Source organism: Streptomyces sp. NPDC051020, from assembly GCF_040683105.1.
Lineage (GTDB): Bacteria > Actinomycetota > Actinomycetes > Streptomycetales > Streptomycetaceae > Streptomyces.
The window spans coordinates 66459-88887 of the sequence record NZ_JBFBCG010000002.1; the positions used below are offsets into that span (position 1 = coordinate 66459).

Below are 22429 nucleotides of genomic sequence, written 5' to 3' on the forward strand. Positions count from 1 at the left end.
CCCGCGTGAAAGAAGCCGAAGCCGTGCACATCAGCGGAGCACCATCGGCGGGGCCCGATCTCCAGGAACTCCTGGGCCTGGTCGCCCGCGGCGACCAGGCTGCGTTCGCCACTGTGTACGACGCGGTCTGCGGTCCGGTCCTCGGTCTCGTACGGAGCGTGCTGCGCGACCCCGCACAGTCGGAGGAAGTGGCGCAGGAGGTGCTGGTGGAAGTGTGGCGGACCGCCCCCCGCTTCCAGGCTTCCCGCGGCAACGCCATGAACTGGGTGCTGACGCTGGCCCATCACCGGGCGGTGGACCGGGTGCGCTCCGTCGAGGCGACGACGGCCCGGGAGCACCGGGCGGCGCTGCTGAACCGTACGCCGGAGTTCGACGAGGTCACCGAGCAGGTCGAGAACCGGCTGGAGCGGGAGCAGGTACGCCGCTGCATGCGGACCCTGTCCGAGCAGCAACGGCAGTCCGTCACGCTCGCCTACTACCGCGGCCTGACCTACCGCGAAGTGGCGGAACTCCTCTCCGTACCGCTCGGGACGATCAAGACACGACTGCGCGACGGACTGATCCGGCTGCGCGACTGCCTCGGGGTGAGCGCATGAGCAAGGTGGATCGCGTGAGCGGGTCCGAACTGCACACGCTGACCGGCGCCTACGCCCTGCACGCAATGCCGGACGCGGAGCGCGGGACGTTCGAACGCCATCTCGGAGCCTGCGAGGCCTGCGCCGTGGAGGTGCGGGAACTGTCCGAGACCGCCACCCGGCTCGGGCTCGCGGTGTCCGCGGCCCCGCCGCGCGAGCTGCGCCACCGGGTGCTGCGGGAGATCACGACCGTACGGCAGGAATCCCCGTCCCACGGCCGGCGCTCTCGCTCGGCCCTCTCCGTCCAGCGGACCGGCCGCCGGCCGGAGTTCGCGCTCGCCGCGTCCCTGGCCGCCGCTGCCGCGTTCGGCGGAATCGCGGTGTGGCAGAACCAGGTCCCCCAGGACGCGCGACAGGAGGCGCACCGGGCGCAGCAGCGGAGCGATCGGATGGCGCAGGTTCTCGCGGCGCCGGACGCGAAGGCGAAGTCCGGCGCGCTGCGGCCTGCGCCGAACGGGCCCTCTCACAGGGCCCCTCGAAGGCTGATTCGTGGCCGGGGCCGACACGGATTGGCCGATGACCGCCTTTCATCCGATCGGGTGACGGACCAATCCGCCGGGCGTCCGGCGACGAACAACTGATGTGAGCGAGGAACAGAACGACGTGCAGGAGCAAGGGGCTTCCGGGTCCCGGCGGTCCCGCTGGGCACGTGCCGGTCTCGCCGGGCTCAGCGGTCTGATCGCCGGGTTCTGCGCCCTGGCCGTGGCCGAACTGGTCTCGGCTGTCGTACGTCCGGAGGCGGGTCCGGTCGTGGCGGTGGGCCAGGCGGTGATCGACCGCACTCCCCCGGTCGTGAAGGACTTCGCCGTACGGCACTTCGGCACCGCTGACAAACTGGTGCTCGAACTGGGCATCCAGGCGCTGCTGGCGGTTTTCGCCGTGGCGGTCGGGCTACTGGCGCTGCGGCACCGGCTGCTCGGCTCGGCGGCCGTTCTGGTCTTCGGCATGGTCGGGGCGGTGGCGGCGGTGGGACGTCCAGAAGGCAGTCCCGCCGACGCCCTGCCCTCGGTGGTGGGTGCCGTCCTGGCCGCAGGCGTGCTGTATCTCCTGGTCGGACGGCTCGGCCCGGCGCTCCGTCCCTCTCCCGCGGCTGGAGAGAGAGACGGGCAGGGGGACGGCACCTTCGACCGGCGCGGTTTCGTGATCGCGGCAACCGCTGCGGCGGCGGTCTCGGCCGGTGCGGGGTTCCTGGGACGGCGGCTGACGTCCGTCGTCCAGGCCGGGGCCACCGCCTCACGGCATGATGTGGTCCTCCCGGTCCCCGATTCACCCGCGCCCGCCGTACCGCCCGGGGCGGATCTACGGATCCGGGGCCTGAGCTCGTTCATCACCCCGAACAAGAGCTTCTACCGGGTGGACACCGCCCTGGCCGTGCCCCGCATCAACGCCTATTCGTGGCGGCTGCGGATCCACGGCAAGGGCGTCGCCCGCCCGCTCGCGCTCAGCTTCCAGGACCTGCTGGGGCGGGAGATCATCGAGCGCGACATCACCCTGGCGTGTGTCTCCAACGAGGTCGGCGGCCCGTACGTCGGCAATGCCCGGTGGATCGGTGTGCGGCTGGCCGATCTCCTGCGCGAGGCCGGGGTGAAGCCGCCGTCGCAGGGCGGGCCCGCCGACCAGATCGTGGCGCGTTCCGTCGACGGCATGACGATCGGCACGCCGGTCGAGACGGTCATGGACGGGCGCGACGCGATCCTGGCCCTCGGCATGAACGGCGAACCTCTGCCGTTCGCCCACGGCTTCCCGGTCCGCATGGTGGTGCCGGGACTCTACGGGTACGTCTCGGCCTGCAAGTGGATCAAGGACATCGAGCTGACGACGTTCGCCTCGTACGACGCGTACTGGGTCAGGCGCAGCTGGTCCCAGCAGGCGCCGGTCAAGACGGAGTCCCGGATCGACACGCCGCGTCCGTTCGCCTCACCGCAGCCCGGCATCGTGCCCGTCGCCGGGGTGGCCTGGGCCCAGCACCGGGGGATCTCGCGGGTGGAGGTCCGGGTGGACGGCGGCCCGTGGCATCGGGCCCGGCTCGCGGCAGAGGACAGCCGGGACACCTGGCGCCAGTGGGTGTGGGAATGGCCGGCCACCTCCGGCAATCACACGCTGGAGGTCCGTGCGACCGACGGGACAGGCGCCACTCAGACCGGCGAACGCGTCGGCACCGTCCCGGACGGTGCGACCGGCTGGCACTCGGTGGTGGTCGACGTGTCCTGACCCGCTCTCCCCCGCACGCACTGTCATTCCCCCACTCCTTCGTTTCCGACACCCTGAACAACGCGCAGAACGTCACGGTGTTCGCGCCGACCCATGACGCCTTCGCCAAGATCCCGCAGGCCGACCTGGACAAGCTGCGGGCGAACAAGGCGAACTCACCATGGTGCTGACGTACCACGTGGTGGGTCAGAAGCTGACGCCGAAGCAGTTGGAGAACGGCTCCTCCACCACGCTGGAGAAGGGCAAGCTGACGACCTCCGGCTCGGGCATGACCTACACCGTGAATGACAGCTCGAAGGCCGTCTGCGGCAATGTCCCGACCGCCAACGCCACGGTGTACACCGTCCTGATGCCCCCGCATGAGCACCACAGGGACACCACGGACCGGCCGGGGTTGCGTCAGCGCCCCGGCCGGTCTCTGCCGTGCGCTGCCGCGGTGAGATGGCCGTACCGGTCGGTGAGTCGCTGCTGGAGCGGGACGGGCTCGATCGGCCCGACATCTTCGGCGGCGTACGGCAGGGGCGCGATCCCGCCACGCTGGACGGAGCCTGCACGTCCCGCTACCGGGGTACGGGGACCGGGTCCTGCGCATACCCGAGCCGGCGGCCCTGGCCCGGCGCCTGGACGCCCAGGAATCATAAGATCCACGCGGTCCGAAATGTACACATAAGGCTGAGATAAGCGCAGAATGGTGGAGCAGGCGACTACAGCACACCCCCCTCACACCGCGGTCGGGCCTGCAGGACCGAAGGAGACGACTCTCATGTCCAACGTCTCACACACCCGCGCTGACATCACCAGTCACCCGGATGTTTCCGAAATGCGGGAGCGCTATGCCCGCATGCTCGGTGGTCGCGATGTGGCTCTCGTCGACGGACCGGTGTTCCTCGTCGGCCTCTACTGCGCCGTCTCGCCCTGGGTACTTCACTTCACTGCAAGCCAGCCCACCCTCGTGCAGCACAACCTGATCATGGGGATCGCGATCGCGGTGCTGGGACTTGGGTTCACGGTGATGCCGGACCGGATGTACGGCCTGAGCTGGGCCATCTGCGCCATAGGCATCTGGATGATCATCTCGCCGTGGGTCGTCGCCAGCAGCCCCGACATGGGCGTCGTCCTCAACAACGTCATCATCGGCGGTCTGGCCGTACTGCTGGGGCTGGCCTGCGTCGGAGTGGCGATGAAGAGCAATCGGACCTAGTGCCCCGGGCGGTCCCTGAACGACGAAGGAGCGTGAGCTTCCGGCCGGTCCGCACCCAGCGGGCCGGCCGAGGCGCGTCCGGGGATGGTCCGGGGGGACACGTTCACCAGCAACCGTGTGCGGGCTACGCGCGCTCCGCCCCCACGATCCGCGGTGCCGCATCCGGCGGCCGTCGTGTCGTCGGTGAGCAGCTTCGCCGCGCGCGTCGAGGTGGTCACGCCGGCGGCACGCTCACCACCGTGCAGGGCTGGCCGGGGCGCACCGGCTATGGCAGGTCGGCGTCCCGCCGTCGGGCCCGATGGACGACCTGTCGTTCCGGCTCGGCAATACCGCGCTCGGCGACGACGCGTCCGCACTCTTCGATCGGCGGACGGGCTGGATGTGCCCGGCAGATCCAGCCCGTCCGGTCGTCCGAGGACCGGAGCCCGGGGCAGAGCCCCGCCCCGCGCGGCAGAGCCGCGCATCAGGTGCAGCGGGAAAGGGCGGGGGCCCTGCCAGGACAGCCGCAGGCACCCACCGAGGCCCGGTCGACCGAACTTGCAGCACACACCCCGTCACCCCACCGAGCTGTACGCCACAACCCCCCGGAGCACCGCATCCGTTGCCTTGCGTGCAGTGCGCGCCACGGACCCGGCGCCCGCGCCCGGCGGCGCCGCGGCCGCGATCTGCCCCAGCACATCGATGACCTGCTTGCACCACCGTACGAAGTCCCCCGCGGGCATGTCCGCCTCGCGCAGCACCTCGTCCAGCGTCCGCCCCGACGCCCACATGTAGACGGCCCAGGCGAATCCGAGATCGGGTTCCCGCTGCCCGACCCCCTCCGCCTGGTTGATCTTGAAGTCCTCCTCCAGGGCATCGAGTCGTCCCCAGATACGGACCATCTCGGCCATCGCCGTCTTCGCCGGGCCGGACGGCAGCTTCGGCGCCACGGCGTCGTCCGCCTGCCGCGCCTCGTACACCAGCGCCGACACACACGCGGCGAGCTCCGCCGGATTCAGCCCTTCCCAGACCCCTGCCCGCAGGCACTCGCTGGCCAGCAGGTCCAGTTCGCCATAGAGCCGGGCCAATCGCCGCCCGTGCTCGGTGACTTCATTGCCGCGCAGATAGTCGAGCTCGGTGAGGAGCGCCACGATCCGGTCGAAGGTGCGGGCGATCGTGTTCGTCCGCCCCTCGATCCGCCGCTCCAGCTGCTTCGTGTCCCGCTGCAGCCGGTGGTAGCGCTCCGCCCACCGCGCATGGTCCTCACGCTCGTTGCACCCATGGCACGGGTGGGCCCGCAACTCGGCCCGGTAGCGGGCGATCTGCTGGTCGTCGGCAGCCTCGGCCCGCCCCCTGCGGCGCCGCTCCGGCACGATGTGCCCCGCCTTGGTCCGCAGGGCCGACGCCAGATCGCGCCTGGACTGCGGCGACCGCGGGTTGAACGACTTCGGCACCCGCATCCGCTCCACCGCCTCGACCGGCACGGGGAAGTCGATCGACGCGAGCCGCTTGACCTGCCGCTCGGCGGTGAGTACCAAAGGCCGCGGCCCGTCGTGGTATTCGAGCCCGCGATGCGTGTTGGCCCGCCCGGCGGGCAGCCCCGGGTCCAGCACCAGGGCCAGCCCGGCGAACTTCCCGGTCGGGACATGGATGACGTCGCCCGGCTTCAGCTTCTCCAACGACGCCGCTGCGGCGGCCCGCCGCTGTGACGCGCCGTGCTTGGCAAGCTCCGTCTCCCGGTCCTTGAGGTCACGGCGCAGCCGTGCGTACTCCTCGAAGTCGCCGAGGTGACAGGTCATGCCCTCGCGGTAGCCCTCGAGGCCCTCCTCGTTCCTCTGTACCTGCCGGGAGATCCCGACGACCGAGCGGTCGGCCTGGAACTGGGCGAACGAGGTCTCCAGCAGTTCGCGCGACCGGTGCCGCCCGAACTGCTGCACCAGGTTCACGGCCATGTTGTACGAGGGCCGGAAGCTGGACCGCAGCGGATACGTACGCGTACCCGCGAGCCCGGCCAGCGCCCCCGGGTCCATGCCGCGCTGCCACAGCACCACCGCATGGCCCTCGATGTCGATCCCCCGCCGCCCGGCACGCCCGGTCAGCTGGGTGTACTCGCCCGGGGTGATGTCGGCGTGCTGCTCGCCGTTCCACTTGACGAGCTTCTCCAAGACCACTGATCGCGCGGGCATGTTGATGCCGAGGGCGAGGGTCTCCGTCGCGAAGACCGCCTTGACGAGCCCGCGTACGAACAGTTCCTCGACGACTTCCTTGAAGGTCGGCAGCATGCCCGCGTGGTGCGCGGCGATGCCGCGCTCCAGACCTTCGAGCCACTCGTAGTAGCCGAGGACATGGAGATCCTCGGGAGGGATGGACGCGGTCCGCTCCTCGACGATCTCCCGCACCAAGCGGCGCTTGCTGTCGTCATTGAGCCGCAGTCCGGCCTGGAGACACTGCTGCACGGCGGCCTCGCAGCCGGCTCGGCTGAAGATGAACGTGATGGCGGGCAACAGGCCTTCGGCGTCCAGCCGGTCGATGACCTCGGGCCTGGACGGAGTCCAGATCCGGCTGCGTTGGCGCCGCTCGCGCTCGCGGTCGGCCTCCCGCACCATCTTTCCGCGGCGGCGCTCGCGCGGGTTGTATCCGCGCTGGCTCTCGATGCGGGCGAGCCGGACGAGGTCGGGGCTGACCTCGCGGCGGCCGACGCCGCGGCCGCCGTGGTCGGTCTCCTCCTCGAAGAGGTCGTACATCCGGCGGCCGGCCAGGACGTGCTGCCAGAGAGGCACGGGCCGGTTTTCGGAGACGATGACTTCGGTGTCACCGCGGACGGTGTCCAGCCAGTCGCCGAACTCCTCGGCGTTGGACACGGTCGCCGACAGCGACACCAGGGTCACCGAATCGGGCAGATGAATGATCACTTCTTCCCACACCGCGCCACGGAAGCGGTCGGAGAGGTAGTGCACCTCGTCCATCACCACGTAGCCGAGACCGCGCAGTGCCTGGGAGCCCGCGTACAGCATGTTCCGCAGCACTTCGGTGGTCATGACGACCACGGGCGCGTCCCCGTTGACACTGTTGTCGCCGGTCAGCAGGCCGACCTTGTCCGCGCCGTAGCGCTTGACCAGATCGGTGAACTTCTGGTTGGACAGGGCCTTGATGGGCGTGGTGTAGAAGCACTTGCGGCCCTGGCGCAGCGCGAGATGCACGGCGAACTCGCCGACGATCGTCTTGCCCGACCCGGTCGGGGCCGCGACCAGCACCCCTTTACCCGCCTCCAGGGCCTTGCATGCATCGATCTGGAACGGGTCCAGACCGAACTCGTACAACTCGCGGAAGGGCGCGAGCGCCGTGGCCTGCTCGGCGGCGCGGATCCGGAAAGCCTGGTAACGCTCAGCTGGTGAGAGGTCCTCTGTCATCTTGGTTACGAGCCTACCCGTCACCTCTGACAGTCAGCGCGCTCTTTAATTCACTGTGCAAGAACCCTGGCCGCGCCCGGCACACAGGTCGCGGTGAGCGGCAGGGCGCCGAGCGGTTCACCGTCCGCATACGCGGTGACACCAGCCGCGACCAGCTCGATCGACGAGACCCGGTGCACGGTGACCTGGGGAAGGCCGAGGTGCGTGCCCTTGTAGACGCGGGGGAACACCTTGAGCAGGGTGGTACGGCTGCAGTCCCCGACGACGGTCACGTCGAAGAGCCCGTCGTCCATGACGGCGTCCGCACAGATCCGCATCCCGCCGCCATACGTGGACCCGTTGCCCACGGCAATGAGCGTCGCCTCGATCTCCTGGACCGGTCCGCCGCCGAGCCTGACGCGGTACGGGATCGGTCTGAACGCGGCAAGTTCGGCGAGGATCGCCAGGTCGTACTTGAACCGCCCGCCGGCCCAGCGCATCCGGTTGCCCCGGTCGTTGACCCGGGAGTCGAAGCCGGAGGCGAGCACCGAACCGAACCATCGCTCCCCGACCCTGCCGAGGTCGATCTCGCGGACGCTGCCGCCCTTGAGCGCCTCGGCAGCGAGCCGTCCGGCGGCGGCCGGGTCCCGTATCGGCAGGCCGAGGGCGCGGGCGAAGTCGTTGCCGGTACCGACGGCGACGACGCCGAGCGGTGTCATGGTCCCGGCGACGGCCTGGAGGGCGAGGGACATCATGCCGTCCCCGCCCACGGCTATGAGCGCACCGGTCCCGCCCGCGACGGCCTCACGGGCCCGCCGCAGCGCGTCGTCGGCGTCCTCGCCCAGTACCGTGCGCACGGAGATTCCTGCGGCCCGCAACGCGGAAGCGGCCGGCTGCGCGGCGTGCGCGCCCCGGCCGCGTCCTGCGGTGGGATTGACGAAAAGGGTGATCTCGCTGGTCACCCGGGGGACCTTACAAGGTCAGGTGATGTCGTCGTAACCGTTCACGCGATCACTGTCCGTCCCCGCCTTTGCGGGCAGCGACCCGCCCGTCGACACCGACTCGACCTCACCGATGTCCTCGGGGGTCAGGTCCAGCTCCGACGCCTCGTCATCGGCGGGTCCCGCCGCCGCGCGCAGTGCCTTGCGGCGGTCGTTGAGGAGCGAGACCGCCGTGGCGCAGAAGTAGAGGACCCAGATCGGTCCGGCGAGGGCCAGCATGGTGAGCGGGTCCGTACTGGGCGTGGCCACGGCGGCGAAGACCGTGATTCCCATGATCATCCCGCGCCACCAGCCGAGCATCCGCTTGCCGGTGATGACCCCGCCGAGGTTCAGCATGACGAGCAGCAGGGGCAGCTCGAAGGAGAGTCCGAAGACCACCACCATGCGCGTGATCAGGTCCAGCAGGTCATCGAGCGGCAGCTGGTTGTCCAGACCGGCCGGCGAGAAGTCCAGCAGGACCTTGGCCATCGTGGGCAGCGTCTTGTACGCGAAGAAGCCGCCGGCGAGGAAGAGCGGGAAGCCCGCACCGACGAAGGCGAGCGAGTACTTCTTCTCGTGCTTGTGCAGACCCGGGGCGATGAACGCCCACAGCTGGTACAGCCAGATCGGTGACGAAAGGACGAGACCCGCCATGAGGGAAACCTTGAGCGCAAGGGTGAACGGCGTCAGCAGACCGTTCAGGACGATGCGCGCACAGGTGCCGTCCTCCTGCTTCGCGAGTTCGGCGAAGCTCGAATGGCAACCGACCGCCTTCAGCACCGGGTCGGTGAAGAACTCGATGATCCCCTTGTAGAAGAACGCGGCGACGATCGTGACGACGACGATCGCCAGCAGGGCCTTCGCCAGCCGGTTACGCAGCTCACGCAGGTGCTCCACCAGGGGCATGCGGCCCTCTGGGTCCGTCTCCTGCTTGCGGGCAGACTTGAGCAACCCACGTCCTCATCTCGTGCAGCAGGCCGTCACCATGACGGCGCGTGCGTCGGCCCGGTGGTCAGCGGTTGGTCGAGTCGGTCGGCTCGGCAACCGGACGCGAGCTCGTCACATCGCCGGGCGCGGCCTTGATGGTGCGCGGGGCGGCCTGGTCCTGGGCGGCATCGTTCGGCGGGTCCGCGGGGGTGGCCGTCGCGGCACCCTCGGACTTCATCGCCTTGGCCTCGCTCTTGAGGATGCGGGCCGACTTGCCGAGCGAGCGAGCCATGTCAGGAAGCTTCTTCGCGCCGAACAGCAGAACAATGACGACGAGGATCAGGATGATCTCGGGAGCGCCGAGCCTTCCGAACATATGCGTGTACCTTCTCACCGAGGCAGCAGGGGTGGGGCTGATCGAGCGTCGGACAGACGTCCGATCTTCGTACTGTCAGCGATCGTATCCCGCAGGAGTAAACGCAGGGCAATACCCATGCATCCTTGCGATTACGGCCCATGCCTCGCTCTCAGGGCCGCCACCAGCAGCGTACCCTCCGAACCCGAGAAACTGGAGGCCCCGCCCACCCCGGTCGGCCGGTCCGGCGCACAGCTCCCTCGTCCGTGTCAGCGCAACGCCTCGCCAGTGGCGGCGAGATCGGTTGCGGCCCGTTCGAGATCCTCGGCCGCCCGGTTGATGCGCCGAGTGGTATGGGTCACCTGTCGCCCCAGGCGCTGGGCCTCGACGAACACCGTGACGGCCAGTACGCCGAGGACGGCGATCCCGAGGAATCCCAGGGCGATGGCGAGCATGGGCCAGAACATGCGCAGAGCCTCGATGTTGTCTAGTGCCGCGACCGGCAAGGTTTGCCCGTCCAGGAGCGGCGTCCGGTGTGTGTGATCGCAAGGCGGCCGGAAGCCCTTGAGTGGGGTCTTCCCTGCTCGAACGAAGTTGAGAGCTTGGGGAAGGAGCTACCTGGGCTTGTGGCCAACGCCGCGAGCGCGCGTGCCGGGCGTCGCGACGGGGCGAACCTTGCCGGTCGCGACACTAGGTGTCGCAGGAGCCGGGTGTCCGTGTGTCAGGAGTTCTGAAGACTGGTGTGAAGGCGCAGCGTCCGCACGCCCCCACCCGTGAGGAGTTCCACTATCCGCTCCCCGGCGGGCTTACGGACGGCGGCGCCGCACTCGGGGCAGGTGAACGAGTAGAACGTGGTGCGACGGTTGGAGCCGATGGCGAGGCGCAGGGCACCCGCCGCGAGCTCGAAGCGCCCTCGGCAGTCCGGGCAGCTCGCCTTGAACCGTACGGACTCCGGTACCAGCACAGTTGAGATACTCGGCACCACAGACATATTGCTCATATCCCCTCAGGTATCCGTGCAGGCAGGGCTGTCGTAGGCGGCGAGCGCCGCTCGCGCCGCCTGCTGCGCGCTCCGCGCCAGCTCCGGTGGGGCGACGATGCGCCCTTCCCCGCCGAGCCGCAGCGCAAGCCTGCGCAGCGACGCCGGATCGGGCGTGCGCAAGGTGATCCGCAGTCCGCCGTCGGCCAGTTCCTCCGCGCTGTCGTGCGGGTAGTACTCGGCGACCCAGCGGCCGCCGGGCCCGACCTCGATCACCACCTCGGGGTCCTCGGCCGCCGGCTGCACCAGCCCCTCGGACAGGTCCCGCAGTTCCAGCTCCGGCGGTGCGGACGGCTCGTCCAGCAGCCGGATCTCGGCGACCCGGTCGAGCCGGAACGTACGCCGGTCCTCGGAGGACCTGCACCAGGCCTCCATGTACGTATGCCCCACGGCGAACAGCCGGATCGGGTCCACCTCGCGCTCGGTGAGCTCGTCGCGCGCGGGTGAGTAGTACCGCAGCCAGAGCCGTCGCCGCTCCGAGATCGCCCGGTCGACATCGGCGAAGACGCCGCCCTCGGACTCGAAGGTGACCGAGAGCCGGGAGCTCGCCGCCCCGACTTCACCGGCCGCCGTCTCCAGCTTGGCGGTGGCCCGCAGCAGTGCCTGCCGGTCGCTCTCCCGCAGCCCCGGCAGCGTCGCCACGGCGCGCGCCGCGACCAGCAGGGCCGTCGCCTCGTCCGCCGCGAGCCGCAGCGGCTCCGCCACGTCGTCCGGGTTGTGCCACCAGATCCGGTCGCCGTCGGTGTCGATGTCCAGCAGATCACCACCCCGGAAGCTCGTCCCGCACATGGGCAGGACGTCGAGGTCCGAGATCAGCTCGTCCTCGGTGATCCCGAATGCCCGGGCCACGTCCTGCACATGGGCGCCGGGGCGCTCCCTCAGATACGTCACGAGGGACAGCATCCGGCGCGTCTGGTCGATCGCGTTCGTCGCCATGAATACGGTCCCTCCTCAGTCCTTGGCCACGGCGCGCAGCCGGTCCACCACATCGGCCCGCAGATCCGCGGGTTCCTGCACGACGACGTCCGGGCCGAACTCGACGAGCCAGGCGTCGAGACCGTGTCCGTACGGAATCTCCAACTCGTCCCAGCCATCGCCGAGTTCCCGCACCGATATCGCCCGCGAGCGCAGCGGGTATCCGGAGCCGGACCGCAACCGGATCAGCGCGGTCCGGGTCGCCGTCTCCCCCGCCCAGCTCTCGACGGTCTCCCGGACGGTCACCACGTCGGGCACCTCGGCGGTGAAGACCCCGGCCCTCGAACGGACCCGGCCGGTGATCCGGGAGAGGCGGAACACCCGCTCGGCACGACGGTCCCGGTCCCAGCCGGCCAGATACCAGTGACCGCGCCAGCACTCGAGCGTCCAGGGCTCGACCTGGCGCTGCTCCGGGCGGGCGGCGTTGGCCTTGCGGTAGTCGAAAGTGACCGGACGGCGGTCCCGGCATGCCAGCATCAACGGCTCGAACGCTGCCTCATGGACCGGGATACGCGGTTCGAGGGCGCTGTGCACCTCGTACGCGTCCTCGGCCTCCGGCATCCCGGCGGCCCGAAGCTTCTGCAGCGCGCCACTGGCCGCGCCCGCGAGCCGGGCCTGCTGCCACACCTTTGCCGCCAGGCCGAGCGCCGCGGCCTCCTCGGCGTCCAGCGTGATCGGCGGCAGCCGGTTGCTGTCCCGGCGGGCCAGATAGCCGATGTCGCCGTCCAGGTTCTCCACGGTCTCGATGACCAGACCGAGCTCGCGCAGATCGTCCTTGTCCCGCTCGAACATCCGGTTGAAGGCTTCGTCGGAGCCCGCTTCCAGATAGGCCTCGATGGACCCGCGCAGTTCGCGCTTGCTGAGCGGGCGCCGGGTCCCCAGCAGGCACAGCGCCAGGTTCATCAGCCGCTCGGCCTTGGCAATCGCCATCGGCGCCCTTTCTCTACGTGCTCTACGACCCTCGACCGTACCGCTCCGGAGTGTCCGGACAAAAGCGAGGAGGGTGCCGGAGATCTCCGCGCCGCGAAGCGGCCGAGATCTTCAGCACCCTCCTGGAGTCCACGCTCCACGGAACGAGGGCCCGTACGGTCCCGCACGGGCCCTCGTGATGTGTCCGCGGGACGGATCAGACGGCGATCAGGTCGCAGACGAAGATCAGCGTCTCGCCGGGGGCGATACGGCCGCCGGCGCCACGGTCACCGTACGCGAGGTGCGCGGGGATGGTCAGCTGGCGACGGCCGCCGACCTTCATGCCCTGCACGCCCTGGTCCCAGCCGGGGATGACCTGACCGACGCCGAGCTGGAACTGCAGTGGGGTGCCGCGGTTCCACGAGGCGTCGAACTCCTCGCCGGTGGAGAAGGCCACGCCCACGTAGTGGACCTTGACCATGTCGCCGGCCTTGGCGACCGCACCGTCGCCCTCCCAGATGTCCTTGATCTCCAGGTCGGCCGGCGGCTCGCCGCCCGGGAAGTCGATCTCGGGCTTCTCGATGCTCACTGAACTGCTCCTCCACATGAATAACTGGGCAACCGGGACAGTCTTACATCTTTGCCAGCAGGTCCACGGCGAAGACCAGCGTGGACTTGGCGGGGATGGACTGCTGAGCCTTGTCGCCGAATGCCTGGTCCGGCGGGATGACCAGCAGGACACGGCTACCGATCTTCTTACCGATCAGCCCGTTCTTCAGACCCTTGAGGGTCACCTGGGCCAGCGGGAAGGTCTGGGTCTTGCCCGCGGCGTACGTGCTGTCGAACGTCTTACCGTCCTTCCACAGCAGGCCCACATAATTCACGACGACGCTGTCGGTCTCCTTGATGACCTCACCCTTGGACTCCAGGATGTAGTTGGAGACCAGCTTCGTCGGCGGGTCGGTCTTCTCCGGGATCTTGACCGTCGGAGCCTTGCCGTCGGTGTTGGTGCCCACCTTCGGCAGGTCGGCGTTGTCCTGGGCGACCGCGGTGCCCTGGGCCGACGCCGGGATGTGCGTCGCCTTCAGGATGTCCACGACGAAGACCAGGGTGGCGTTCGGCTTGATGCCGCCCTGGCCCTGCGCGCCGTAACCGAGGTCCGGCGGGATGACGAGCTGGACGCGGCTGCCGACCTTCTTCCCGAGGAGCCCCTGGTCCCAGCCCTTGATGACCATGCCGGCACCGAGGGTCAGGTCGAACGGCTGCTTACGGTCGAAGCTGTTGTCGAACGGCTTCGTGGAGTCCCACGCCTGCCCCAGGTAGTTGACCTGGATCGCGTCGCCGTTCTTCAGCGCCGCGCCCTTTCCCTCACTGACGACACGTGTCTTCAGATCCTTGGGAGGATCGCCTTCTCCCTTGGACAGAGTGGGCTTCTCACCGAACTTCGCACCCGCGGTGATCGCGGGAAATGCGTTTTTCGAGGCGGAAGCTGAAGCGGAGGCGGATCCCTTGCCGCTGCCGCCGCACGCCGCTGTCAACAGCAGCAGGGGGACAACGAGAAGGCCGGCAAGTCGGCGCACTGGTTCCTCAGATCTCAGACGGCACAGTTGACTGGGTCCCCGACACTCTAGGGCGTGCACAGGGCCCCGCACGAGGAACGTACGGGGCCCGAGTCGCACAGGAGCCGAGGCGCGTCCTGCGCCCGGTCACATACCCGCGATCAGCTTCTCCACTCGATCGTCCACGGAACGGAACGGGTCCTTGCACAACACCGTGCGCTGCGCTTGGTCGTTGAGCTTGAGGTGGACCCAGTCGACGGTGAAGTCCCGCCGCTGCTCCTGGGCCCTTCGGATGAAGTCACCGCGCAGCCGCGCCCGGGTGGTCTGCGGGGGCACGGACTTGCCCTCGAAGATCTTCAGGTCGTTGCAGATGCGGGCGGCCTGCCCCTTCCGCTCCAGGAGGTAGTACAGCCCGCGGCGCCGGTGGATGTCGTGGTAGGCGAGGTCTATCTGGGCGACCCGCGGATGCGACATCGTCATGTTGTGCTTGGCCCGGTACCGCTCGATGAGCTTGTACTTCATCACCCAGTCGATCTCGGTCCCGACCCGGTCGAGATCCTCGGCCTCGACCGCGTCGAGCGTACGGCCCCACAGCTCCAGGACCTGTTCGACGGTGCCGGTGCGGATGCCGCGGCGGTCGACGAAGTCCACGGCCTTCTCGTAGTACTCCCGCTGTACCTCGATGGCGGACGCCTCGCGGCCGCTGGCGAGGCGCACCTTGCGCTGCCCGGTGATGTCATGGCTGACCTCACGGATCGCCCGGATCGGGTTCTCCAGCGTCAGATCACGCATCACGGTGCCCGCTTCGATCATGCGGAGCACCAGGTCCGTCGCGCCGACCTTGAGCAGCATCGTCGTCTCGGACATGTTGGAGTCACCGACGATGACATGGAGGCGGCGGTACCGCTCCGCGTCCGCGTGCGGTTCGTCACGGGTGTTGATGATCGGACGGGAGCGCGTCGTCGCGGAACTGACGCCCTCCCAGATGTGCTCGGCACGCTGGCTGACGCAGTAGACCGCGCCGCGCGGGGTCTGCAGCACCTTGCCCGCACCACAGATCAGCTGCCTCGTGACGAGAAAGGGAATGAGGATGTCCGCGAGCCGGGAGAATTCTCCGTGCCGCGCCACGAGGTAGTTCTCGTGACACCCGTAGGAGTTTCCCGCCGAATCGGTGTTGTTCTTGAAGAGATAGACGTCGCCCGCGATTCCCTCCTCGTGCAGGCGGCGTTCGGCGTCGACAAGCAGGCCTTCGAGAATGCGCTCGCCGGCCTTGTCGTGGGTGACCAACTCGGTCAGATTGTCGCATTCGGGGGTTGCATATTCCGGATGCGATCCCACGTCGAGGTAGAGGCGGGCGCCGTTCCGCAGAAAGACATTGCTGCTGCGGCCCCATGACACGACACGGCGGAAGAGGTAGCGCGCCACTTCGTCAGGAGACAGTCGGCGCTGTCCCCTGAACGTGCACGTGACGCCGTACTCGTTCTCCAGCCCGAAAATGCGGCGGTCCATGACTGAACATTACGCCTGATGGCCCGAGCTGAAACCGGGTTGGACAGCACCGTTTCGATCGTTTCCCGATCCCTGCACGGAAACATCCGTACGCCCGGGAACTGCGAGGACCCTTCCCGTCGCCAGCAGCACCATCAGTGCGGCCACTCCACCGGCCCCCGCGACGCCGAAGCTCCACGCCGTACCGCCCAGCTCGACGGCCGGGCCCGCCAGGGCCGTTCCCGCCGCCGCGCCCACCCCGAACGTCGTCACGAGCCAGGAGAACGCCTCCGTCACCGTGCCTCGCGGAGCATGCCGGTCCACCACGATGAACGAACACGCGATCGCCGGCGCCAGGAACACCCCGGCGAGCGCGGCCAGGGCGGTCATCGCCACCACATCCGGTGTCAGCATCAGTGGCAGATAGCCGAGGGCCAGCAGCGCGACGATGACCCGCAGCCGGCGCTCCGGCGCTCCGGCCCACTGACGCGCCCCGTACACCGCCCCGCCGATCAGTGCGCCGAGACCGAGCGCGGCCATCAGCCAGCCGTAGACCGCCTCCCGGCCGTGGTCGTCGGCGTACGCGACGCCCGCCACCGTGATCGAGCCCAGCGCGAGCCCGACGAAGAAGAAGGAACCGAGAAGCGCCAGCAGTCCCGGCGAGCGCAGCGCACCCAGCCAGTGCGCCTCGCGGGGCGCCGAGCGCCAGGTACGGGAGGGCTCCGACATCACCACGGAGAGCGCGCCCAGCACTCCTATCGTGTTGATGACGAGCAGCGCGGCGGCGGGCGACCAGAGCGAGACCAGCACCGTCACCAGCAGCGGGCCCACGGTGAACATGACCTCCTGGGCCACGGCGTCCATGGCGTACGCCCGGTGCACCCGGTCCTCCCTCCCCAGGACCGTCGGCCACAGCGCCCGCAGTCCCCCCTCCAGCGGCGGCGTGAACACGCCTGCCACGATCACGGCCCCGTACGCCAGCGGAAGCGATTCGAGGCCCACCAGAGCCAGCAGGGACATGCCCAGCGCGGAGACGACGGACGCGGGGAGCTGGACGCGCGGCTGGCCGTACAGGTCCACCGCCCGGCCCAGCAGGGGCTGCCCGACCGCCGTGGCGAGGCCGTACACCGCCGCGAGCGCCCCCGCGAGGGTGTAGCTGCCGCCCTCGGCCCGGGTGAACAGGACGATCGCGATGTGGGCGGTGCCGCTCGGCAGGCGTCCCACCAGCGTGCCGATCAGCAGCCGCGCGGCATGCCGCGCCCGGAGGATGTCCAGATATCCCGCGGCCATGTCCGCCCCTCTCCGCCGGGCGCCTTCCGGACACCTGAGGTTTTACGTATAACGTCGAGCCTCATACGTACCATGTGCCCTGTCCCCAGGTCCACCTCACCGCCCGCACCAGCACCGCACCCGCCCAGTCCGGAGGCCCCCGTGACCAGCGCATCCCAGCCCGCCCCGGCCCGGCCCACCAGCCGCGACGTCGCGCGGGCCGCAGGCGTCTCCCAGGCCACCGTCTCGCTCGTCCTCGGCGGCAAATGGCGCGGCAGGGTCTCCGAGGCGACCGCCGCGCGGGTCCGCGCCGCCACCCAGGACCTCGGCTACCGGCCCAATCTCGCCGCCCGCAGCCTCCGCCTCGGCCGCACCAGGACCGCGCTGCTGGTCGTGCCGGCGCTCACCAACGAATTCTTCGCGCGTGTCTACACCGGCGCCGCCGCCGTCGCCGCCGAACACGACTTCGGGGTCGTCCTCTACCCCTCCCCCGACGGCACGGGTCCGGCCAGGGACCCCTTCGCCTCCGCCCGCGCCGCCCTCGACGGGGTCATCGCCTCGTCCATGGCCGCCGACGCCCTCGACGCCCTGCGCGGCGCCGACCTGCCTCTGGTCATGCTGGACAGCGACCCCGCGGACACCGGCGTCGCGGCCCGGGTCAACCTCGACATCGCCGACGGCATGCGGCAGGTGACGGACCATCTCCTCACCCTCGGCCACCGCCGCTTCCTGCACCTGGCGTCGGCCATCGACTCCTGGACCTTCGCCGTTCGCGCCGGGGCCGTCCGCGACACCCTGCGGGGCGTGCCCGGCTCCTCCGTACGAACCGTCCCGGCAGCGCTCGACGTACGGGCCGGCCGGGAAGCCACGGAACACGCTCTGGCCGCCCCCGGCCCCCGGCCGACCGCGATCATCTGCGACGACGACATCCTCGCCGCGGGCGCCTGCAAGGCCGCCCGCCGGCTCGGCCTGCGGGTTCCCGACGACCTCTCCGTCACCGGCTTCGACGACCTTGCTCTGGCGACCGCCGTCGAACCCGAACTCACCACCGTTCAGCTCCCCGCCGAGCAGGTCGGCGAGCGCGGCATGACCGCCCTCCTGTCCGTGCTCGACGGCTGCCCGGCCGAATCAGGCGGCCTGCCGGTGCAGCTGGTCGTCCGCGGCTCCTCCGGGCCCCCGCCGCCCCGTTCATGACGATGCCCCGGCCCACCGCGAACGGTGGACCGGGGCACGGGAACATCCGGCAGGGCTACTCCTGGGACGACTCCGGGGACGCCGGCGGCTCCGCGGACTCGGCGGCCCCCGACGACTTCGTGACATCGGTGGGAGCCTCGCCCCCCTCGCCGTCCTCCAGATCCGACGGGGCATCCGTCGGCGTGGCCCCGCCGTCGGCCTCCAGCAGCCGCGCCAGCTGCCGCCCGACAATCCGCTTGAACTTCCGCTGCTGAGGCCGCGTGCGGTCCAGGACCGCCACCTCGAGCCGCTCCGCGGGAATCTCCCGCTCGCTCCCGTTGGGATCACGGGACAGTGCCTGCACAGCCAGCTTGAGCGCCTCCGCCAGCGTCATTCCGTCACGGTGGCGCTGGTCCAGGAACGTGCTGATCTGTTCCGCATTGCCGCCCACCGCGACCGAACCGTGCTCGTCCACGATCGAGCCGTCGTGCGGCAGCCGGTAGATCTGATCGCCCTCGGGCTCGACGCCCACCTCGGCGACCACCAGCTCCACCTCGTACGGCTTCTCCGCCGCACTGGAGAAAATGGTGCCCAGGGTCTGCGCATAGACATTGGCCAGCCCACGGGCCGTCACGTCATCGCGGTCGTAGGTATATCCGCGGAGATCGGCATAACGGACGCCGCCGATACGCAGATTCTCGTACTCGTTGTACTTACCGGCGGCGGCGAAACCGATCCGGTCATAGATCTCGCTGAACTTGTGCAGCGCACGGGACGGGTTCTCGCCGACGAACACAATGCCGTCGGCGTACTGCAGCACAACCAGGCTGCGACCACGGGCAATGCCCTTCCGGGCGTATTCCGCCCGGTCGGCCATGGCCTGCTGAGGTGAGACATAGAACGGCGTCGACACCGGCTATCCGTCCCTTTCTGTCAGTGACGAGTGCATCGAAGAAGCCCCGGGATCCGGATCAGAGCAGCGCGGCGCGCGGGCCGTCGGGCTGTTCCATCCGACGCTCCAGGACCGACCGCGCGATGTCGGAGGAATCCGCGTCGGTGAGCCTCCGGAAGCCCTCGTCGGTGATGACGGTGACGATCGGATAGATCCGCCGGGCCACATCGGGGCCGCCGGTCGCCGAGTCGTCGTCCGCGGCGTCGTACAGAGCCTGCACGACCAGGGTGAGCGCCTCCTGCTCCGTCAGGCCCTCGCGGTAGAGCTTCTTCATCGCCCCGCGGGCAAAGATCGACCCGGAGCCGGTGGACGCGTAGCCCTGCTCCTCGGAGCGGCCACCGGTGACGTCGTACGAGAAGATCCGGCCCTTCTCGCGGTCGACGTCGAAGCCGGCGAAGAGCGGAACCACGGCGAGGCCCTGCATGGCCATGGCCAGATTGCTGCGGATCATCGTGGAGAGCCGGTTCGCCTTGCCCTCCAGGGAGAGCTGCGCCCCCTCGACCTTCTCGAAGTGCTCCAGTTCCAGCTGGAAGAGCTTGACCATCTCCACGGCGAGCCCGGCCGTACCGGCGATCCCCACCGCCGAGTACTCGTCGGCCGGGAAGACCTTCTCGATGTCGCGCTGCGCGATCATGTTGCCCATGGTCGCCCGCCGGTCGCCGGCGAGAACCACACCACCGGCGAACGTCGCGGCGACGATGGTCGTCCCGTGCGGCGCCTCGATCGCCCCCTGCAGGGGCGGCAGCTTCCGGTTGCCCGGGAGCATCTCGGGAGAATGGTCGGACAGGAAGTCCATGAACGAAGAGGATCCCGGCGTCAGGAAGGCAGCTGGTAGACGCCCGGTGCTACGAGTGTTGGCTTCCACGCGTTTCCCTCCAGGTATGCGATGGCCCTGCGCAAGGTGTCAGGATCATCTCCCAGCTTGCCGATGGCCGAATTGCAGTTGAAGCACAGTACGCCCCGGACCCTACCCGTCTCGTGACAGTGATCAACATGCACGGCGGGGGCGGCCAGGCAGATCGTGCAGATACCCATCTGCGACGAGATCATCTCGTCGCGCTCGGCTTCGGTCATGCCGTACTGACGCTTCAGGTGGCCCGCACGCCCCTTCACCGCTTTGCAGGGCTTGCAGAGCGTGGCGAAGCCATCCGAAGCCCGACGGTTCCGGTCCCACTCACTGTGCGGCTTGATCTCCCCGCAAGTGCGGCAGAACTTGTGCCCTCCGGGCGTCTCGACCCTGGGCCTGACGTTCTTGCCGCGAGCCAGCTGCCGTGACTGGTGGTACACAGCTGCACACTTACGGCAATACGCCTGGAGGCCATCCCGCATAGACCTATTGCTGGCGAACTCCGCCCGCGGCTTTGGCTCCTGGCACCGCGCGCATCGCTTCGACTCACTCAACTTGAGCACTCCAGCACCCTCACCCTCGACCTTTGAATCGAAGGCAAATTCACTCTCCACCCTTCTGAACGAAGGATCGAACGAAGTCCTCTGCGTTCTCCTCGAGTACATCGTCGATTTCGTCCAGAACCGAGTCGACATCGTCGCTCAGCTTCTCCTGCCGCTCCTTGAGGTCGTCGGCAGCCTGCGCGTCCTGCGTCTGTTCCTCGACCTCCTCGGTGGAGCGTGTCGCCTTCTGCTGTCCGCCGCCGGTGTCCTTGGTCGCCATGTAGCTCACCCCGCTCGGTTCGAAGCACTTGATCAGACCCTACCTACGGGGTCCGACATTGGCCCGGTAGTTCTCTACAACGCCCGGGGACCATCTCGATGATTCCCAGTCGGCGGCTGTTTCAGCCGCCGGACAGCACCCGGACCAGCTCTTCCGCCGTGCGACAGCGGTCCAGGAGCTCCTTGACGTGGTTACGGGTCCCCCGGAGCGGTTCCAGGGTGGGGACCCGCTGCAGCGAGTCATGGCCCGGCAGGTCGAAGATGACCGAGTCCCAGGAGGCCGCGGCGACGTCGTCCGCGTACTGCTCCAGGCAGCGACCGCGGAAGTACGCCCTGGTGTCCTCAGGGGGCTTCGTACGGGCCTCCTCGACCTCGCGCTCGTCCAGCAGGCGTTTCATCTTCCCGCGGGCCGCGAGACGGTTGTAGAGACCCTTCTCGGGCCTCACATCGGCGTACTGGAGGTCCACCAGGTGCAGCCGGGCCGCGTCCCAGTCCAGGCCGTCGCGGCGGCGGTAGCCCTCCATGAGTTCCCGCTTGGCGATCCAGTCGAGCTCGCCCGACAGGCTCATAGGATCGTTCTCCAGCCGGTTGAGGGTGTCCTCCCAGCGGATCAGGATGTCCTTGGTCTGCTCGTCGGCGTCCGCCCCGTACCGCTCCTCGACGTATTTGCGGCCCAGCTCGAAGTACTCCATCTGGAGCTGCACCGCGGTGAGTGTCCGGCCGCTGCGGAGCGTGATCAGATGCTCCAGGGTCGGGTCGTGGGAGACCTGGTGCAGGGTGCGCACCGGCTGGTCGACGGCCAGATCGACGTTGATGAAGCCGTCCTCGATCATGGACAGGACGAGCGCCGTGGTGCCGAGCTTGAGATAGGTGGAGATCTCCGACAGATTCGCGTCGCCGATGATCACATGGAGACGGCGGTACTTCTCGGCATCGGAGTGGGGTTCGTCGCGGGTGTTGATAATGGGGCGCTTGAGGGTCGTTTCGAGGCCGACCTCGACCTCGAAGTAGTCCGCCCGCTGGCTGATCTGGAAGCCGTGCTCGTGGCCGTCCTGGCCGATTCCCACGCGGCCCGCGCCGGTGACGACCTGGCGCGAGACGAAGAACGGGGTCAGGTGGCGCACGATGTCGGAGAACGGGGTCTCCCGCTTCATCAGGTAGTTCTCGTGCGTGCCGTACGAGGCGCCCTTGTTGTCGGTGTTGTTCTTGTAGAGGTGGATGGGCTGGGCGCCGGGGAGCTGGGCCGCGCGCTCGGCGGCCTCGGCCATGACGCGTTCGCCGGCCTTGTCCCAGAGGACGGCGTCCCGCGGGTTGGTGACCTCCGGCGAGCTGTACTCGGGGTGTGCGTGGTCGACGTAGAGCCGGGCACCGTTGGTGAGGATGACATTGGCGAGGCCGATGTCCTCGTCGGTGAGCTGGCTGGAGTCGGCGGTTTCGCGGGCGAGGTCGAAGCCTCGCGCGTCACGCAGCGGATTCTCCTCCTCGAAGTCCCAGCGGGCGCGTCGCGCCCGGTGCATCGCCGCCGCGTAGGCGTTGACGATCTGGGACGAGGTGAGCATGGCATTGGCGTTGGGGTGTCCGGGCACGGAGATGCCGTACTCCGTCTCGATGCCCATTACTCGCCGTACGGTCATGCGGCCCTCCTTGCCCGGCGGCGTTCCCTTCCGGGATCGGCGCTCAAGTACCGCTGCTTGTCCGGTGCGTGTGCGGTGCCCGTCCC

General features: G+C 69.1%; 22 protein-coding genes and 1 pseudogene. 6 read left to right on the plus strand and 17 right to left on the minus strand.

Translation table 11 applies throughout. From position 1 onward, the window contains the following. Positions 1-5: 5 nt before the first annotated feature. The 5 genes and pseudogenes from AB0N06_RS01485 to AB0N06_RS01505 all read left to right on the plus strand — a co-directional run bounded on the left by AB0N06_RS01485 (position 6) and on the right by AB0N06_RS01505 (position 4047). Complete coding sequence (locus AB0N06_RS01485) at positions 6-596, plus strand: sigma-70 family RNA polymerase sigma factor (protein ID WP_366132747.1); 591 nt, start codon at positions 6-8, stop codon at positions 594-596. Positions 597-610: 14 nt separating this feature from the next. Then, positions 611-1216, plus strand: coding sequence for an anti-sigma factor (locus tag AB0N06_RS01490; protein WP_366132748.1), 606 nt, complete (start codon positions 611-613; stop codon positions 1214-1216). 94 nt (positions 1217-1310) lie between these two features. Beyond that, complete coding sequence (locus AB0N06_RS01495; RefSeq protein ID WP_366132907.1) at positions 1311-2846, plus strand: molybdopterin-dependent oxidoreductase; 1536 nt, start codon at positions 1311-1313, stop codon at positions 2844-2846. 47 nt (positions 2847-2893) lie between these two features. Beyond that, a pseudogene (locus AB0N06_RS01500) lies at positions 2894-3204 on the plus strand (fasciclin domain-containing protein); the annotation flags it as partial. Between the two features lie 405 nt (positions 3205-3609). Then, complete coding sequence (locus AB0N06_RS01505; RefSeq protein WP_366132749.1) at positions 3610-4047, plus strand: SPW repeat protein; 438 nt, start codon at positions 3610-3612, stop codon at positions 4045-4047. 554 nt (positions 4048-4601) lie between these two features. Here the strand turns inward: AB0N06_RS01505 and AB0N06_RS01510 are convergent. The 12 genes from AB0N06_RS01510 to AB0N06_RS01565 all read right to left on the minus strand — a co-directional run bounded on the left by AB0N06_RS01510 (position 4602) and on the right by AB0N06_RS01565 (position 16937). Next, positions 4602-7436, minus strand: a complete 2835-nt coding sequence (locus AB0N06_RS01510) for a DEAD/DEAH box helicase (protein ID WP_366132750.1) — start codon at positions 7434-7436, stop codon at positions 4602-4604. Between the two features lie 50 nt (positions 7437-7486). Continuing rightward, complete coding sequence (locus AB0N06_RS01515) at positions 7487-8377, minus strand: diacylglycerol kinase (RefSeq protein WP_366132751.1); 891 nt, start codon at positions 8375-8377, stop codon at positions 7487-7489. An 18-nt stretch (positions 8378-8395) separates the two neighbouring features. Beyond that, entirely contained in the window at positions 8396-9346 is a 951-nt protein-coding gene (gene tatC, locus AB0N06_RS01520; RefSeq protein ID WP_366132752.1) for a twin-arginine translocase subunit TatC, read from the minus strand. A gap of 61 nt (positions 9347-9407) precedes the next feature. Beyond that, complete coding sequence (gene tatA, locus AB0N06_RS01525) at positions 9408-9698, minus strand: Sec-independent protein translocase subunit TatA (protein WP_266987647.1); 291 nt, start codon at positions 9696-9698, stop codon at positions 9408-9410. Positions 9699-9946: 248 nt separating this feature from the next. After that, the gene (locus tag AB0N06_RS01530) at positions 9947-10144 is read right to left on the minus strand and encodes a hypothetical protein (protein WP_366132753.1); all 198 of its coding nucleotides are present in this window, start codon (positions 10142-10144) and stop codon (positions 9947-9949) included. Between the two features lie 254 nt (positions 10145-10398). Then, positions 10399-10668: a hypothetical protein gene (locus AB0N06_RS01535; protein WP_366132908.1), complete on the minus strand. Its 270-nt coding sequence runs from the start codon at positions 10666-10668 to the stop codon at positions 10399-10401. A 15-nt stretch (positions 10669-10683) separates the two neighbouring features. Next, the gene (locus AB0N06_RS01540; protein ID WP_366132754.1) at positions 10684-11652 is read right to left on the minus strand and encodes a WYL domain-containing protein; all 969 of its coding nucleotides are present in this window, start codon (positions 11650-11652) and stop codon (positions 10684-10686) included. A 15-nt stretch (positions 11653-11667) separates the two neighbouring features. Next, positions 11668-12621 carry a WYL domain-containing protein gene (locus AB0N06_RS01545; protein ID WP_345513040.1) on the minus strand — a complete coding sequence of 318 codons (954 nt, stop codon included), beginning with the start codon at positions 12619-12621 and terminating at the stop codon, positions 11668-11670. A gap of 196 nt (positions 12622-12817) precedes the next feature. After that, positions 12818-13189, minus strand: coding sequence for an FKBP-type peptidyl-prolyl cis-trans isomerase (locus tag AB0N06_RS01550; RefSeq protein ID WP_366132756.1), 372 nt, complete (start codon positions 13187-13189; stop codon positions 12818-12820). Positions 13190-13232: 43 nt separating this feature from the next. Further along, positions 13233-14180 (minus strand): FKBP-type peptidyl-prolyl cis-trans isomerase, encoded by a 948-nt coding sequence (locus AB0N06_RS01555; protein ID WP_366132757.1) that lies wholly within the window; start codon positions 14178-14180, stop codon positions 13233-13235. 126 nt (positions 14181-14306) lie between these two features. Further along, complete coding sequence (gene pafA, locus AB0N06_RS01560) at positions 14307-15668, minus strand: Pup--protein ligase (RefSeq protein ID WP_366132758.1); 1362 nt, start codon at positions 15666-15668, stop codon at positions 14307-14309. 9 nt (positions 15669-15677) lie between these two features. Then, a complete protein-coding gene (locus tag AB0N06_RS01565; RefSeq protein WP_366132759.1) occupies positions 15678-16937 on the minus strand; it encodes an MFS transporter in 1260 nt (419 codons plus the stop codon). A gap of 141 nt (positions 16938-17078) precedes the next feature. Between AB0N06_RS01565 and AB0N06_RS01570 the strand changes: the two genes are divergently transcribed. After that, positions 17079-18110, plus strand: coding sequence for a LacI family DNA-binding transcriptional regulator (locus AB0N06_RS01570; protein ID WP_366132760.1), 1032 nt, complete (start codon positions 17079-17081; stop codon positions 18108-18110). A gap of 55 nt (positions 18111-18165) precedes the next feature. Here the strand turns inward: AB0N06_RS01570 and prcA are convergent, their stop codons facing one another. From prcA to dop, 5 genes are all read right to left on the minus strand, one after another. After that, a complete protein-coding gene (gene prcA / locus AB0N06_RS01575) occupies positions 18166-19002 on the minus strand; it encodes a proteasome subunit alpha (RefSeq protein ID WP_366132761.1) in 837 nt (278 codons plus the stop codon). A 58-nt stretch (positions 19003-19060) separates the two neighbouring features. After that, positions 19061-19906, minus strand: a complete 846-nt coding sequence (prcB, locus tag AB0N06_RS01580) for a proteasome subunit beta (RefSeq protein ID WP_366132762.1) — start codon at positions 19904-19906, stop codon at positions 19061-19063. After that, entirely contained in the window at positions 19858-20370 is a 513-nt protein-coding gene (locus AB0N06_RS01585) for an endonuclease VII domain-containing protein (RefSeq protein ID WP_366132763.1), read from the minus strand. The genes prcB and AB0N06_RS01585 overlap by 49 nt, the downstream gene beginning before the upstream one ends. A gap of 121 nt (positions 20371-20491) precedes the next feature. Then, positions 20492-20710: a ubiquitin-like protein Pup gene (locus AB0N06_RS01590; RefSeq protein ID WP_366132764.1), complete on the minus strand. Its 219-nt coding sequence runs from the start codon at positions 20708-20710 to the stop codon at positions 20492-20494. A gap of 121 nt (positions 20711-20831) precedes the next feature. Further along, positions 20832-22343, minus strand: coding sequence for a depupylase/deamidase Dop (gene dop / locus AB0N06_RS01595; RefSeq protein WP_366132765.1), 1512 nt, complete (start codon positions 22341-22343; stop codon positions 20832-20834). Positions 22344-22429: the final 86 nt, after the last annotated feature.

Coding starts and splice junctions, on each gene's coding strand:
- tatA (WP_266987647.1), bottom strand. CDS start 9,698: ATGTTCGGAAGGCTCGGCGCTCCCGAGATCATCCTGATCCTCGTCGTC.
- AB0N06_RS01585 (WP_366132763.1), bottom strand. CDS start 20,370: ATGCGGGATGGCCTCCAGGCGTATTGCCGTAAGTGTGCAGCTGTGTAC.
- dop (WP_366132765.1), bottom strand. CDS start 22,343: ATGACCGTACGGCGAGTAATGGGCATCGAGACGGAGTACGGCATCTCC.
- AB0N06_RS01565 (WP_366132759.1), bottom strand. CDS start 16,937: ATGGCCGCGGGATATCTGGACATCCTCCGGGCGCGGCATGCCGCGCGG.
- AB0N06_RS01505 (WP_366132749.1), top strand. CDS start 3,610: ATGTCCAACGTCTCACACACCCGCGCTGACATCACCAGTCACCCGGAT.
- AB0N06_RS01545 (WP_345513040.1), bottom strand. CDS start 12,621: ATGGCGATTGCCAAGGCCGAGCGGCTGATGAACCTGGCGCTGTGCCTG.
- AB0N06_RS01510 (WP_366132750.1), bottom strand. CDS start 7,436: ATGACAGAGGACCTCTCACCAGCTGAGCGTTACCAGGCTTTCCGGATC.
- AB0N06_RS01530 (WP_366132753.1), bottom strand. CDS start 10,144: ATGTTCTGGCCCATGCTCGCCATCGCCCTGGGATTCCTCGGGATCGCC.
- AB0N06_RS01540 (WP_366132754.1), bottom strand. CDS start 11,652: ATGGCGACGAACGCGATCGACCAGACGCGCCGGATGCTGTCCCTCGTG.
- pafA (WP_366132758.1), bottom strand. CDS start 15,668: ATGGACCGCCGCATTTTCGGGCTGGAGAACGAGTACGGCGTCACGTGC.
- AB0N06_RS01590 (WP_366132764.1), bottom strand. CDS start 20,710: ATGGCGACCAAGGACACCGGCGGCGGACAGCAGAAGGCGACACGCTCC.
- AB0N06_RS01535 (WP_366132908.1), bottom strand. CDS start 10,668: ATGTCTGTGGTGCCGAGTATCTCAACTGTGCTGGTACCGGAGTCCGTA.